Origin of the sequence: Pseudomonas fontis (genome assembly GCF_028656955.1) — a bacterium.
GTDB lineage: Bacteria > Pseudomonadota > Gammaproteobacteria > Pseudomonadales > Pseudomonadaceae > Aquipseudomonas > Aquipseudomonas fontis.
This window is the reverse complement of the sequence record NZ_JAMDGY010000069.1, coordinates 37210-50569: the sequence shown is the minus strand read 5'-3', so window position 1 is coordinate 50569 and position 13360 is coordinate 37210. Positions and strand designations below refer to the sequence as shown.

Sequence of the window (13360 nt, the reverse complement as noted above, 5' to 3'; positions counted from 1 at the left end):
CGTTATGCTGGGCGCATCACGAATTGGCCTGGAGCCCAGCCATGCACACTCCCCTGGTGATCGTACCCCGCGCCGAATCGGTCGAAGGCCAGCCCATCCTGCGCCCGCTGCCTTCGGCGAAATGCCGCAGTGTCGGGCCCTTCGTGTTCTTTGATCACATGCTGGAGACCGACTACGCGCCGGGGCACGGCATGGATATCCGCCAGCACCCGCATATCGGCCTGTCGACCCTGACCTACCTGTTTGCAGGCGAGATCCTGCACAAGGACAGCCTGGGCTCCGATCAGCGGGTCAAGGCCGGCGAAGTCAGCTGGATGACCGCGGGCAGCGCCATCGCCCATGTCGAGCGCACTACACCGGAGGGCGTGCGGGAAGGCTCGCGGCTGCATGGCTTGCAGGTGTGGCTGGCCTCGCCACAGGCCGATGAGCAAGGGCCGGGCAGCTACAGCCACCATCCAGTTGCGAGCCTGCCGCTCAGTGACAACCTTGGCGTACAGATCCGCATGATTGCCGGCAGCGGATTCTGCCTGGAGTCACCAGTGCCGGTGCTCTCGCCCACCTTGTATGCCGAAGTGCACATGCTTTCAGCGACCACGCTGGTGGTGCCTAGCGAGCACGCTGAACGGGCGCTGTACGTGATTGCCGGGGAAGTCAGCCTGGGCGATGGCGTGATCGAGCCTTGCAGCCTGGTGGTGTTGCCTGAAGGCGAGGACGTCACCCTGTATGCCGAAGAGGATAGCCACCTGGTGCTGATCGGCGGTGCGCCGCTGGATGGGCCACGACGGATGAACTGGAATTTCGTCGCCAGTGACCCGGCGCTAATTGAGCAGGCGCGGGCGCGCTGGGCGGCCGGGGATTGGCCGGTGGTTCCGGGGGAGCATGGGCGGATTGAGTTGCCACGCTGACTGAACAGAACCCGATCTGTGGGAGCCGGCCTTGCCGGCTCCCACAGGGTTTGAGGTCTGGTTCTGGATTGGAGCCTGAATCAGGCCTTGAACACTTCGTCCAGCAAATTGAACATCGCCCGGAAGGCGCGCTTGGAAGTCTTGGCGTCGTACTTCATCTTGCCCGGGAAATTGGCACTGATATCGGTGAACGAGTGCACCGCACCGCCGTAGCTGATGATTTGCCAGTCAACCTTCGCAGTATCCATCTCTGCCCCAAAGGCCGGCAACTGCTCCGCGGGCACGAACGGGTCGGCAGCCCCATGCAGCACCAGCATCGACGCCTTGGTCTTGCCATCCTGAGCCGGATGCGGTGAGTCCAGCGTGCCGTGGAACGACACCGCAGCCTGCAGGCGCTCATCCTCACGTCCCAGCTCCAGCGCACAGCAACCGCCAAAGCAGAAGCCGAACGTCGCCAGCTTGCCCGGCGCCAGCACTGCTCGCGACTGCCCCAGCAACTGGTCTAGCGCCTGCTTCATGCGCTTGCGCAGTTCAACGCGATCATCCTTGAGCGGCATCATCGCCGCCCCGGCTTCATCCATGTTCGACGGTCGCAGGGTCTGCCCATAGATATCGGCGACCAGCACCACATATCCCCGCTCGGCAACATCCCTAGCAATGCGCTCGGCGCCTTCGCCGATGCCCATCCAGTTCGGTGCCATCAGCAGGCCTGGCTGCCCGAGGGCACCCGGGGTATAGAACAAACGACTCTCATAGGCTTTGCCGGCAACATGATAGACCAGCGACTCAACGGTAACCTTGCTCATGCACTCCTCCTTGCACCATGAAAAAAGCCCGCCGAAGCGGGCTTTCCTGCAACTACTTAAGCCGATAACTCGACCAGTAGCTTGTTCAGTCGACGAACGTACGCCGCAGGGTCCTTCAAGCTGTCACCCGCCGCCAGCGCTGCCTGGTCGAAGAGGATGTGCGAGAAGTCGGCGAAACGGTCTTCGCTCTGCTCGTGGTCCAGCTTCTCGATCAGCGGGTGGCTCGGGTTGAATTCGAAGATCGGCTTGGAGTCCGGCACCTTCTGCCCGCTGGCTTCAAGGATCTGGCGCATTTGCAGGCCCAGGTCCTGTTCACCGATGGCCAGGATCGCTGGCGAATCGGTCAGGCGGTGCGACACGCGCACCTCGCTGACGGTATCACCCAGGGCAGCCTTCAGACGTTCGATCAGGCCTTCCTTGTCCTTGGCGACTTCTTCCTGGGCCTTCTTGTCCTCTTCGGAGTCCAGCTTGCCCAGGTCCAGGTCACCACGGGCGACATCAACAAAGCTCTTGCCGTCGAATTCGCTCAGGTAGCTCATCAGCCACTCGTCGATACGGTCGGTCAGCAGCAGCACTTCGATGCCTTTCTTGCGGAAGACTTCCAGGTGCGGGCTGTTCTTGACCTGCGCGTAGGACTCGCCGGTGAGGAAGTAGATCTTGTCCTGACCTTCCTTGGCGCGGGCCAGGTAGTCAGCCAGGGCAACACTTTGCTCGCCGCTGTCGTCCTGGGTGGAGGCAAAGCGCAGCAGGCCGGCGATTTTTTCCTTGTTAGCGAAATCTTCGGCCGGGCCTTCCTTCATCACCTGGCCAAAGTTCTTCCAGAAGCCCTTGTACTGCTCAGGCTCGTTCTTGGCCAGCTTCTCGAGCATGTCCAGTACGCGCTTGGTCAGTGCCGACTTCATCGAATCGATGATCGGGTCTTTCTGCAGGATTTCCCGCGAGACGTTCAGCGACAGGTCGTTGGAGTCGACCACGCCCTTGATGAAGCGCAGGTACAGCGGCAGGAACGATTCGGCCTGGTCCATGACGAACACGCGCTGCACATAGAGCTTCAGGCCGCGCGGTGCTTCACGCTGGTACAGGTCGAACGGCGCGCGCGCCGGGACGTACAGCAGCGAGTTGTATTCCAGCTTGCCTTCGACCTTGTTGTGGCTCCAGGCCAGCGGGTTTTCGAAGTCATGCCCGATGTGCTTGTAGAACTCCTGGTATTCCTCGTCCTTGATTTCGGTACGCGGACGGGTCCACAGGGCGCTGGCGCGGTTGACGGTTTCCCATTCCTCGGCAGGCTGCTCTTCGCCTTCAGCCGCTTCGACCTGCTTTGGCAGTTCGATCGGCAGAGCGATATGGTCGGAGTATTTCTTGACGATGTTGCGCAGGCGCCAGCCATCGGCGAACTCTTCCTCATCCTTTTTCAGGTGCAGGACGATGCGGGTACCGCGCTCAGGCTTGTCGATGGTGGCAACGTCGAACTCGCCTTCACCTTTGGAGGACCAGTGCACGCCTTCCGAAGCCGGTGCGCCGGCGCGGCGGCTGTAGACGTCAACCTTGTCGGCAACGATGAAGGCCGAGTAGAAGCCCACGCCGAACTGGCCGATCAGGTGCGAATCCTTTTTCTGGTCGCCGGTCAGGTGCTTCATGAAGTCAGCGGTGCCGGACTTGGCAATGGTGCCCAGGTTGGCGATGACGTCTTCACGGCTCATGCCGATGCCGTTGTCTTCGAGGGTGACGGTGTTGGCCGCCTTGTCGAAGCTCACCCGGATTTTCAGTTCCGCGCCACCTTCAAGCAGCTCTGGCTTGGCCAGCGCTTCGAAGCGCAGCTTGTCCACAGCGTCGGAAGCGTTGGAAATCAGCTCGCGCAGGAAAATTTCCTTGTTCGAGTACAGCGAATGGATCATGAGGTGCAGCAGCTGCTTTACCTCGGTCTGGAAGCCCAGGGTTTCCTTCTGAGTATCAACACTCATGGTCTTCAAAACTCCAATCTGATGGCAGTGGTCGCTTCGACAGGTGGGCCAAAAGGCACACACCTGGCCGATTGCGGCGGGATGAACAGCAGATGGGGGACGCGACGGACTATTTCAAGGGGCCGGCAACTCTTTGATCTTGAAGTGTGCCCGGGCGGTAGCAATCGGCTGCGCCGGATCGGCCTGCCAGGCGGTGATCGATACGTTGGTCACACGCCGTCCCTGGCGCCATAACTGGCAGCGCGCGTAGGTATCGCGGTACAGCCCGGCGCGCAGGTAGTCGATGGAAAAATCGATGATCTTCGGGATCGCCGCGCTTTCGCTGAAAATCAGCAGGTACAACGCCGCCGACAGCTCCATGAAGCCTGCAATCACCCCGCCGTGTATCGCCGGCAGCAACGGGTTGCCGATGTTGTCCTGGTTGGCGGGCAGACGGAACAGCAGGTCGTCGCCCTCACGCGTGCATTCGATACCGATCAGCCCGGCATAGGGGATCAGCGCCAGCAGCGGCTCATAGTTGCCCTGGCCATGGGCCTCGCGCAGCTGTGCAAGTACATCGAGCGGGATCATTGCGCACTCCCCTTCAGCCGTTGGGAGAAGCCCAGGCCGCCTTTGATGTCCTTACCCAGGCGCATATAGGTGCCAACCGCCTGGGCGATAGGCCGGGCAGGATCGTCCTGATAGGCCGAACCGCGAATGAAGATCACGTCGCGGGTGACGCGAAAACACTCGGCATACCCGTACACATCGTGGTCGGCAATGCTGGAGTGCAGGTAATCGATGCGCAGGTCGAGGGTTGGGCACACTTCAAAGGCGCCGAGCCCACAGAGAATGGCCATGCCGCAGGTGGTGTCCATCAAGGTGGTGATTGCGCCACCGTGGATCGCGCCGTTCTGCGGGTTGCCGACAATGCGTGGCGAATAGGGCATGACCAGGGTCATGCCCTTTTCATCCGCCGCGTCGACACGCATCTGTAAAACCTGACAATGGCGCAACGCAGAGAGAAAGCGCTGGGCTTGAGCCTTCAACGGTGTTTCGTTCATCGGTGCGGCACCTTGCTTAATTATCCAGGCGATGCACATGCCTAGAAAAAAGTCTATATGGATCCGATACTTATATATGTGTAAAGTGCGCGGAACTAATTCAGGACGCTTGAACTCTTATGGTTCAAGTAAGTTATTCCACAAGGAGAAACACCCCATGCGTAAAACTTTTGCTTATGCCGCCATGCTCGCCGCTGCTCTGGGTCTCGCCGCTTGTGACAAAGCCGAAGACAAGGCTCAGGACGCTCAACAACACGCGGAGCAAGCCCAGCAGAAGATGGACGAAGCTCAGGATAAAGTGAACGACGCCGCTAAAGAAAACGCCGAAGCCGCCAAAGACAGCGCTGAAGCGGAACAAAAGCGCGCCGAGGAAGCCGCACCGGCCACTCCTGCTGCTCCAGCTGCCGCTCCAGAAGCTACTCCGGCAGAGCCTGCCAAGTAAGCAGCCTCTCTGGAATAAAAAAAACCCGACACTGTCGGGTTTTTTTATTTAGGCCAGAAGTTGGCGAAAGGTCGGGCTCAGCATCAATAACAATGAGCACACCAAGCCCACCGCCCAGACCAAACTTCGCTGCCAGGCAAAGTCATACCAATACAGCGGCAAATAGAAGATTCGCGCCACGACAAAGATGATCGCCAACGCATCAATCAGAAAACCCTGGGTTTGCGTGGTATGCGCCATCAATACGCCGACGGCGAACAACATGAACGCCTCGAAACTGTTCTGGTGCGCCGCCACTGCCCGTGCGCCAAGGCCGGTCAACTGCGCCTGCTGGCTGCGTGGCTGATGATTGTCATAACCGCCCTGCGCCTTCATCGCCCGGGCCACCGGCATCCGCGCCACGAAGATCAGGATCGCGCTGACCAATACACACCAGAACGGGATACTCATCCGACCAACTCCTTGTTCACCTCAGGCAACGGCGCCTCTGTAGGGGTATAGACCATCACGTCGAGTACGTCGGAGTGAAATTCGCGGCGATACAGCACCAATACCACGCCCGTGCTCATCAGCATGAACAGCCACGGGCTGATGAACCAGCTGAGCATCGCCATGCCGAAGTAGTACGAACGCAGGCCGAAGTTGAACTGGTTGGCCGCTAGCGAAATAACCCGTGCCGCACGCAGGGCAAAACCCTTGCGCTCCTGCTCGCTGACCTGACGCTCGCCGACCATCGGCGCCGAGCCCACCAGCACGGCGGCAAAGTTGTACTGGCGCATGCACCAGCTGAAGGTGAAGAACGCGTAGACAAACACCGTGGCCAGGCACAGCAGCTTGACTTCCGACATGCCCTGGGATGCCTGCTGCACCATCGGCAGGTCAGCCAGCAACGACAGTGCGCGGTCTGACGCGCCCAGCACAGTCAGGATACCGGCGAGGATGATCAGCGTACTGGAGGCGAAGAACGACGCGTTGCGCTCCAGGTTGCCGATCACGCTGGCGTCTGCGATGCGGTTGTCACGCAGCAGCATGCGGCGCATCCAATCTTCCCGGTAGAGGTGCAGCACACTGGCCAGGCACGCGGTATCACGCCCCTTCCAGGTGGCATAGCGGGTGTAGCCGCCCCAGCAGACAGCGAACCAGCAGACAGCGAGCAAGTTGATCAGATTGTTTTGAATGAAGCTCATGAGCGATCCCGATCGAAGGTGGCCTGCACCGTTCAGTGCATTGACCGGCTTTCGACGCTGACCGGCTGAAAAAGACACGTCAAACAACCAAAAACGAAAAAGCCCCACGTTCGCTTGCGAACGTGGGGCTTTTCAGGTGGTGTCAGGGCCGGCTATCCCGGCTTGTGGCCCAAGCAGGCCCTGGCAACACCGCAGGCCTAGGCCGTGACTTCGCGCGTCTTGCCGGCTACCAGGTCAAACAGCGCGGCAAATGCCAGCACCACGACCGATGGCACCAACCACGCCAGGCCCTGCTCGCTCAGCGGCAGGTGAGCCATCCAGGTTGGCAGCCAGGCATCCAGGCCGGCGCCCTTGAGGGCATCGATCACACCGAACACCAGCGAAACCGCCATTACCGGCACCATGATGCGCGACTGCGAGTTCCACAGCTCTTTGCAGAAGCTCAGCGCCACCAACACGATGCACGGCGGATAGATCGCCGTGAGCACGGGAATGGAGAACTGGATCAGCTTGGTCAGGCCCAGGTTCGAGATCATCAGCGAGAACAAGACCAGCAGCACCACCAACACACGGTACGACAACGGCAGGATGCGGCTGAAGTATTCAGCACAGGCGCAGGTCAGGCCGACTGCCGTGACCAGGCAGGCCAGCGCGATCAGCACCGCAAGGAAACCGCTGCCCAGCGAGCCGAAGGTGTGCTGCACATAGGCGTGCAGTACCGCAGCGCCGTTGGTTGCACCCATGGCGATGTCATGGCTGGCTGCACCGAGGCGGAACAGGCTGATGTACACCAGGGCCAGGCCGACACCGGCGATCAGGCCGGCGATGATGGCATAGCGGGTGATCAGCTGAGGCGACTCGACACCGCGCGAGCGGATGGCGTTGACGATGACGATACCGAACACCAGGGCGCCCAGGGTATCCATGGTCAGGTAGCCATTGACGAAGCCTTGCGAGAACGGCGCGGCGACGTAGGCGGGTTGCGCCTCGCCGATGGTCCCGGCTGGCAGTGCGAACGCGGCAATGCCGAGTACCGCCAGGGCGAGGATCTTCAGCGGCGCGAGGAAGCGACCCACGGTATCAAGCAGCTTGCCCGGGTACATCGACACGGCCAGCACCACAGCGAAGTACACCACGCTGTAGATGAACAGGGCTGTCGGGCTTTCACCGGTCAGCGGGGCAACGCCCACTTCGAACGACACGGTTGCGGTACGCGGGGTAGCGAACAGCGGGCCGACCGAGAGGTACGCCGCCGCCGCCAACAGGCCGCCAGCGACCTTGCCGATCGGGCTGCTCAGCGCATCCATGCCGCCGCCGACCTTGGCCAGGGCGACCACGGTGATGACCGGCAGGCCAACTGCGGTGATCAGGAAGCCCAGGGCTGCCATCCACACATGTGGACCGGACTGCAAGCCAACGATAGGCGGGAAAATAATATTGCCAGCACCGACGAACAAGGCGAACGTCATAAAGCCGAGTGCCAGGATGTCCTGGCCTTTCAACACTTTCATTAAGGAAATACCACACTTCTGAAATCGGGATTTAGAGGAGGATTTCCCCTTGGGTGAGGGAAATGCTGTCTACCCTGGTGGAGCAGACCCGTTTAGCGTGTAGCTCCCTTTTGGGGGGCTGGCACAAAGTGAGTCGTAGGGTAACGAAATCGGCGGGGAAACGCGATGCTAGAGGGGTGCTTGTCCGATGAGCGCATCTGTTTGTCGCGTAAATGACAGCATTTGAGTAGCACTTGGCGCAACCGAATATAAAAATTGGTTTTTTGGGTGCAACCTGAACATTTGGAGAGGGGGGAGCGGGCTGGTCCCGCGATGCTTTTTCTGGGTTCTTGGTTTTTTGGGGGGCCAGCAACAGCCCACAAGAACCGGATAAGCCCACAGAACGGAACGGAACCCACACCCCAGAACGCACAAAGGCCACCCGAAGGTGGCCTTTGTGGCTAAAAAGCGAAAGTCAGCCGCAGCTTACTTCTTCGCTTCCCAACCAGTCAGCTCAGCCAGGGCCTTGCCGATGTCTGCCAGCGAACGCACGGTTTTGACACCTGCGTCTTGCAGTGCAGCGAATTTCTCGTCTGCAGTGCCTTTGCCGCCAGAGATGATGGCGCCAGCATGGCCCATGCGCTTGCCCGCAGGGGCAGTCACACCAGCAATGTAGGAAACCACTGGCTTGGTCACGTGTGCCTTGATGTAGGCAGCCGCTTCTTCTTCAGCCGAACCACCGATCTCGCCGATCATGACGATCGCTTCGGTCTGTGGGTCTTCCTGGAACAGCTTCAGGATGTCGATGAAGTTCGAGCCTGGGATCGGGTCACCGCCGATACCAACGCAGGTGGACTGACCGAAACCAGCGTCAGTAGTCTGCTTGACCGCTTCATAGGTCAGGGTGCCGGAACGCGAAACGATACCGACCTTGCCTGGCAAGTGAATGTGACCTGGCATGATGCCGATCTTGCACTCGCCTGGAGTGATGACGCCTGGGCAGTTAGGGCCGATCAGGGTAACACCCAGCTCGTCGCACTTGACCTTGGCATCCAGCATGTCCAGGGTAGGAATGCCTTCAGTGATGCAAACGATCAGCTTGATGCCGCCGAAGGCCGCTTCCAGGATCGAGTCTTTGCAGAAAGGAGCCGGAACGTAGATGACCGAAGCGTCAGCACCGGTAGCCGCTACGGCTTCTTTAACGGTGTTGAACACTGGCAGGTTCAGGTGGGTAGTACCACCCTTGCCTGGGGTCACGCCGCCAACCATCTTGGTGCCGTAGGCGATGGCTTGCTCGGAGTGGAAAGTACCTTGCGAGCCGGTGAAGCCCTGGCAGATGACTTTGGTGTCTTTATTGATCAGGACGCTCATTACTTGCCCTCCGCAGCTTTGACAACTTGTTGAGCAGCGTCGGTCAGGCTGGTTGCCGCAATGATGTTCAAACCGCTTTCTGCCAGTACTTTAGCGCCCAGTTCAGCGTTGTTGCCTTCCAGACGAACAACAACCGGCACTTTCACGCCGACTTCTTTCACTGCACCGATGATGCCTTCGGCAATCATGTCGCAACGAACGATGCCGCCGAAGATGTTGACCAGTACCGCCGCGACATTGCTGTCGGACAGGATGATCTTGAACGCTTCGGTAACGCGTTCTTTGGTAGCACCACCACCAACGTCGAGGAAGTTGGCAGGCTTGCCGCCATGCAGGTTGACGATGTCCATGGTACCCATGGCCAGGCCAGCACCGTTGACCATGCAGCCGATGTTGCCTTCCAGCGCCACGTAGTTCAGCTCGAAGCTGGCAGCGTGTGCTTCACGAGGGTCGTCTTGCGACGGGTCGTGGAAGGTTTTCAGCTTAGGCTGACGGTACATTGCGTTAGCGTCGATGTTGATCTTGGCATCGAGGCAGTGCAGGTCGCCGTCGGCCTTGATGACCAGCGGGTTAACTTCCAGCAGGGCCAGGTCGTGTTCTTTGAACAGCTTGGCCAGGCCGACGAAAATCTTGGCGAACTGTGCAACTTGCTTGCCTTCCAGACCCAGCTGGAACGCCAGTTCACGACCCTGGAACGGCTGAGCGCCAACCAGTGGATCGATAGTAGCCTTGATGATCTTCTCAGGAGTGTCGTGAGCGACTTTCTCGATGTCCACGCCACCTTCGGTGGAAGCCATGAACACGATGCGACGGCTCGAACGATCCACTACAGCGCCCAGGTACAGCTCTTTGGCGATGTCAGTGCAGGATTCAACCAGGATCTTGGTCACTGGCTGACCGTTGGCGTCGGTCTGGTAAGTCACCAGACGCTTGCCCAACCACTGCGCAGCGAACGCCTTGGCGTCTTCTTTGCTGCGAACCAGCTTGACGCCGCCCGCTTTACCGCGACCACCGGCGTGAACCTGGGCTTTGACAACCCACTCGGTGCCACCGATCTTTTCGCAGGCTTCTGCTGCAGCTTCAGGGGTGTCGACTGCGAAACCCTTGGAAACTGGCAGGCCGTATTCAGCGAACAGCTGCTTACCCTGATACTCGTGAAGATTCATGCTTTTTACCGTCTTCGTTAGGTACTGCGCTTCGGCGCTGCGCTCTTTGGGAGTGCCGCGCCACCTGTGACCGCTTACCAGCGAGGTTTTCCCCGTCAGGCTTGAGTCCGGCGGAGTTTCCGCGGTGAGTCATGCACGCAAGACTCACGACGGGCCGTCCGCCGTGGTTTCTTATTATTTAACGCTTTTTACGGTTGGCTACGTGGATGGCGCCGCCATTCACTGCCAGTGCGGCTTCGTGCAGCGCTTCAGACAGGGTCGGATGGGAGAAGACCATCATGCCCAGATCTTCGGCGCTGGTGCCGAATTCCATTGCGATTGCACCCTGCTGTACCAGTTCGGCAGCGCTTGGGCCAATCACGTGTACACCCAGAACGCGGTCGGTCTTGGCATCGGCGATGACCTTGACGAAACCACCGGTGTCGTTGGCAGCCATTGCACGGCCGCTCGCCGCGAACGGGAAGGTGCCCACGTTAACCTCAACGCCTTCAGCCTTCAAGGTTTGTTCGGTTTTACCGACCCACGCGATCTCCGGGTGGGTGTAGATAACCGATGGGATCAGGTCGTAGTTCATCTGGGCCTTGTGGCCCTTGATGCGCTCGACAACCATGATGCCCTCTTCCGAGGCCTTGTGGGCCAGCATCATGCCGCGAACCACGTCACCGATGGCGAACACGCCCGGTACGCTGGTAGCGCAATGATCGTCGACGAAGACAAAACCGCGCTCGTCGATTGTCACGCCGCTGTCGGCAGCCAGCAGATCAGTGGTCACCGGACGACGGCCGACCGCAACGATCAGTTTGTCGAAGGTGATTTTCTGTTCGCCGTTGGCGTCGGTGTAGGTCACTTCAACTTCGTTGCCGTTGACCTTGGAACCGGTGACGCGAGCGCCCAGCTTGATGTCCAGACCTTGCTTGGTCAGGGTTTTCAGCGCTTCCTTGGAAACAGCGTTGTCCGCTGCCATCAGGAAGGTGTCCAGTGCTTCCAGAACGGTGACTTCAGCACCCAGGCGAGCCCAGACCGAGCCCAGCTCCAGACCGATGACACCAGCACCGATAACGCCCAGGCGCTTAGGTACGGCCTGGAATTCCAGGGCGCCGGTGGAGTCGACGATGACGTTCTGGTCGACCGGAGCCGGCGGAATGTCGATCGGACGCGAACCGGAAGCCAGGATCACGTTCTCGGCTTCGATGATTTCGGTGGTGCCGTCAGCCTTGGTGACTTCGACTTTCTTGCCAGCCAGCAGTTTGCCGTGGCCCTGGATCGAAGTAACGCCGTTGGCCTTGAACAGGGTGGCAACACCGCCGGTCAGGTTCTTGACGATGCCGGCCTTGCGGCCAACCATTGCGGCGACGTCCATTTTGACTTCGCCGGTCGAGATGCCGTGGACGTTGAAGCTGTCTTTGGCTTCCTTGTATTTCCAGGAGCTGTCCAGCAGCGCCTTGGAAGGAATGCAGCCAACGTTCAGGCAGGTACCGCCGAGGGCCAGCTTGCCCTCGCCGTCAGTGTACTTCTCGATACAGGCAGTCGTCAGACCAAGTTGCGCAGCCTTGATAGCAGCTACGTAGCCGCCAGGACCTGCGCCAATCACTACCACGTCGAATTTCTGGGTCATAACACATTCCTTATCGAATCAAACCGGGCAACCCCTTGTGGGGGCTGCCGTGGGACGAAGCTGAATCTTTTTCGACCGCAAGCCGGTGCACGCCTTGCGGCGAACACCGGCCCGGGAAACGCTATCAGATGTCCAGCAGCAGACGCGCTGGGTCTTCCAGCAGGTTCTTGATGGTCACCAGGAAGGTCACAGCTTCTTTACCGTCGATCAGGCGGTGATCGTAAGACAGCGCCAGGTACATCATCGGACGGATGACCACTTGACCATTGATCGCCATTGGACGCTGGATGATGTTGTGCATACCCAGAATCGCGGCCTGCGGCGGGTTGACGATCGGGGTCGACATCATCGAACCGAAAGTACCACCGTTGGTGATGGTGAAGGTACCACCGGTCATCTCGTCGATGGACAGCTTGCCGTCACGGGCCTTCTTGCCGAAGGTGGCGATGCCGTTCTCGATTTCAGCCAGGCTCATCTGCTCGGCGTTACGCAGAACAGGTACCACCAGGCCACGGTCGCTGGACACGGCAACGCCGACGTCGGCATAGCCGTGGTAGACGATGTCGGAACCGTCGATCGAGGCGTTGACAGCCGGGAAGCGTTTCAGCGCTTCGGTGGCAGCCTTGACGAAGAACGACATGAAGCCCAGGCGCACGCCGTTGTGGGACTTCTCGAACAGGTCCTTGTACTTCGAACGCAGGGCCATGACTTCGGTCATGTCGACTTCGTTGAAGGTGGTCAGCATCGCCATGTTCGACTGTGCTTCTACCAGGCGCTTGGCCACGGTAGCGCGAACGCGGGTCATCGGCACACGCTTCTCGGTGCGGTCGCCAGCGGCAACTACTGGAGCAGCGGCAGGCTTGGCAGCCGGCGCAGCAGCAGGTGCGGACTTCTTGGCAGCCACGGCAGCCACGATGTCTTCCTTGGTGATACGACCGCCTTTGCCGGTGCCAGCAACGGAAGCCAGGTCGATACCGTTCTCTTCAGCCAGCTTGCGAGCAGCCGGTGCAGCGATCGGGTCATCTTCGCCAGCGTCGGCAGCAACCGAGGCAGCAGCAGGAGCAGCGGCGGCAGCCGGAGCGGCAGCAGCAACGCCGCCTGCTTCGATGGAGCCCAGGACTTCGTCGGACAGAACGGTGTCGCCTTCGTTCTTGACGATAGCGCCCAGCACGCCGTCGGCAGTGGCCAGTACTTCCAGGACGACCTTGTCGGTCTCGATGTCGACGATCAGGTCGTCACGCTTGACGGCGTCGCCCGGTTTTTTGTGCCAGGTGGCAACGGTGCCATCGGCAACCGATTCCGGGAAAGTAGGGGCTTTGATCTCGATAGCCATTATCAGTGGTTCCTTAAATTCGGTTTCTGGTGCGCGATGGC

The 13360-nt window shown here is 59.9% G+C and carries 13 protein-coding genes; 2 read left to right on the top strand and 11 right to left on the bottom strand.

Features of this window, described 5'->3' with window-relative positions:
- Window positions 1-41: 41 nt before the first annotated feature.
- On the top strand, window positions 42-905 hold the full coding sequence (locus tag M5G11_RS20260; RefSeq protein WP_273910435.1) for a pirin family protein: 864 nt from the start codon (window positions 42-44) through the stop codon (window positions 903-905).
- A gap of 80 nt (window positions 906-985) precedes the next feature.
- On the opposite strand, the gene M5G11_RS20255 is transcribed toward M5G11_RS20260, so the two are convergent.
- From M5G11_RS20255 to M5G11_RS20240, 4 genes are all read right to left on the bottom strand, one after another.
- On the bottom strand, window positions 986-1711 hold the full coding sequence (locus M5G11_RS20255) for a dienelactone hydrolase family protein (RefSeq protein WP_273910436.1): 726 nt from the start codon (window positions 1709-1711) through the stop codon (window positions 986-988).
- A gap of 56 nt (window positions 1712-1767) precedes the next feature.
- Window positions 1768-3672, bottom strand: coding sequence for a molecular chaperone HtpG (gene htpG / locus M5G11_RS20250; protein ID WP_273910437.1), 1905 nt, complete (start codon window positions 3670-3672; stop codon window positions 1768-1770).
- 114 nt (window positions 3673-3786) lie between these two features.
- Window positions 3787-4242 carry a PaaI family thioesterase gene (locus M5G11_RS20245; protein ID WP_273910438.1) on the bottom strand — a complete coding sequence of 152 codons (456 nt, stop codon included), beginning with the start codon at window positions 4240-4242 and terminating at the stop codon, window positions 3787-3789.
- Window positions 4239-4715 carry a PaaI family thioesterase gene (locus M5G11_RS20240; RefSeq protein WP_273910440.1) on the bottom strand — a complete coding sequence of 159 codons (477 nt, stop codon included), beginning with the start codon at window positions 4713-4715 and terminating at the stop codon, window positions 4239-4241. The genes M5G11_RS20245 and M5G11_RS20240 overlap by 4 nt, the downstream gene beginning before the upstream one ends.
- Before the next feature lie 157 nt (window positions 4716-4872).
- Here M5G11_RS20240 and M5G11_RS20235 point away from each other — a divergent pair, with 157 nt between their 5' ends.
- Complete coding sequence (locus M5G11_RS20235; RefSeq protein ID WP_273910441.1) at window positions 4873-5157, top strand: hypothetical protein; 285 nt, start codon at window positions 4873-4875, stop codon at window positions 5155-5157.
- A 48-nt stretch (window positions 5158-5205) separates the two neighbouring features.
- Here the strand turns inward: M5G11_RS20235 and M5G11_RS20230 are convergent, their stop codons facing one another.
- The 7 genes from M5G11_RS20230 to odhB all read right to left on the bottom strand — a co-directional run bounded on the left by M5G11_RS20230 (window position 5206) and on the right by odhB (window position 13319).
- Window positions 5206-5607, bottom strand: a complete 402-nt coding sequence (locus M5G11_RS20230) for an MAPEG family protein (RefSeq protein WP_273910443.1) — start codon at window positions 5605-5607, stop codon at window positions 5206-5208.
- On the bottom strand, window positions 5604-6344 hold the full coding sequence (locus tag M5G11_RS20225) for a DUF599 domain-containing protein (RefSeq protein ID WP_273910444.1): 741 nt from the start codon (window positions 6342-6344) through the stop codon (window positions 5604-5606). Before M5G11_RS20225 ends, M5G11_RS20230 begins: the two co-directional genes overlap by 4 nt.
- A 197-nt stretch (window positions 6345-6541) precedes the next feature.
- Window positions 6542-7855, bottom strand: coding sequence for a branched-chain amino acid transport system II carrier protein (brnQ, locus tag M5G11_RS20220; protein WP_273910446.1), 1314 nt, complete (start codon window positions 7853-7855; stop codon window positions 6542-6544).
- Window positions 7856-8320: 465 nt separating this feature from the next.
- Window positions 8321-9205, bottom strand: a complete 885-nt coding sequence (sucD, locus tag M5G11_RS20215) for a succinate--CoA ligase subunit alpha (RefSeq protein WP_273910447.1) — start codon at window positions 9203-9205, stop codon at window positions 8321-8323.
- Entirely contained in the window at window positions 9205-10371 is a 1167-nt protein-coding gene (sucC, locus tag M5G11_RS20210; RefSeq protein WP_038613110.1) for an ADP-forming succinate--CoA ligase subunit beta, read from the bottom strand. The genes sucD and sucC overlap by 1 nt, the downstream gene beginning before the upstream one ends.
- A gap of 178 nt (window positions 10372-10549) precedes the next feature.
- The gene (lpdA, locus tag M5G11_RS20205; protein WP_273910449.1) at window positions 10550-11986 is read right to left on the bottom strand and encodes a dihydrolipoyl dehydrogenase; all 1437 of its coding nucleotides are present in this window, start codon (window positions 11984-11986) and stop codon (window positions 10550-10552) included.
- Window positions 11987-12110: 124 nt separating this feature from the next.
- Window positions 12111-13319 (bottom strand): 2-oxoglutarate dehydrogenase complex dihydrolipoyllysine-residue succinyltransferase, encoded by a 1209-nt coding sequence (gene odhB, locus M5G11_RS20200; protein ID WP_273910450.1) that lies wholly within the window; start codon window positions 13317-13319, stop codon window positions 12111-12113.
- Window positions 13320-13360: the final 41 nt, after the last annotated feature.

Coding starts and splice junctions, on each gene's coding strand:
- sucD (WP_273910447.1), bottom strand. CDS start 9,205: ATGAGCGTCCTGATCAATAAAGACACCAAAGTCATCTGCCAGGGCTTC.
- brnQ (WP_273910446.1), bottom strand. CDS start 7,855: ATGAAAGTGTTGAAAGGCCAGGACATCCTGGCACTCGGCTTTATGACG.
- sucC (WP_038613110.1), bottom strand. CDS start 10,371: ATGAATCTTCACGAGTATCAGGGTAAGCAGCTGTTCGCTGAATACGGC.
- lpdA (WP_273910449.1), bottom strand. CDS start 11,986: ATGACCCAGAAATTCGACGTGGTAGTGATTGGCGCAGGTCCTGGCGGC.
- M5G11_RS20225 (WP_273910444.1), bottom strand. CDS start 6,344: ATGAGCTTCATTCAAAACAATCTGATCAACTTGCTCGCTGTCTGCTGG.
- htpG (WP_273910437.1), bottom strand. CDS start 3,672: ATGAGTGTTGATACTCAGAAGGAAACCCTGGGCTTCCAGACCGAGGTA.
- M5G11_RS20230 (WP_273910443.1), bottom strand. CDS start 5,607: ATGAGTATCCCGTTCTGGTGTGTATTGGTCAGCGCGATCCTGATCTTC.
- odhB (WP_273910450.1), bottom strand. CDS start 13,319: ATGGCTATCGAGATCAAAGCCCCTACTTTCCCGGAATCGGTTGCCGAT.
- M5G11_RS20245 (WP_273910438.1), bottom strand. CDS start 4,242: ATGATCCCGCTCGATGTACTTGCACAGCTGCGCGAGGCCCATGGCCAG.
- M5G11_RS20260 (WP_273910435.1), top strand. CDS start 42: ATGCACACTCCCCTGGTGATCGTACCCCGCGCCGAATCGGTCGAAGGC.
- M5G11_RS20235 (WP_273910441.1), top strand. CDS start 4,873: ATGCGTAAAACTTTTGCTTATGCCGCCATGCTCGCCGCTGCTCTGGGT.
- M5G11_RS20255 (WP_273910436.1), bottom strand. CDS start 1,711: ATGAGCAAGGTTACCGTTGAGTCGCTGGTCTATCATGTTGCCGGCAAA.
- M5G11_RS20240 (WP_273910440.1), bottom strand. CDS start 4,715: ATGAACGAAACACCGTTGAAGGCTCAAGCCCAGCGCTTTCTCTCTGCG.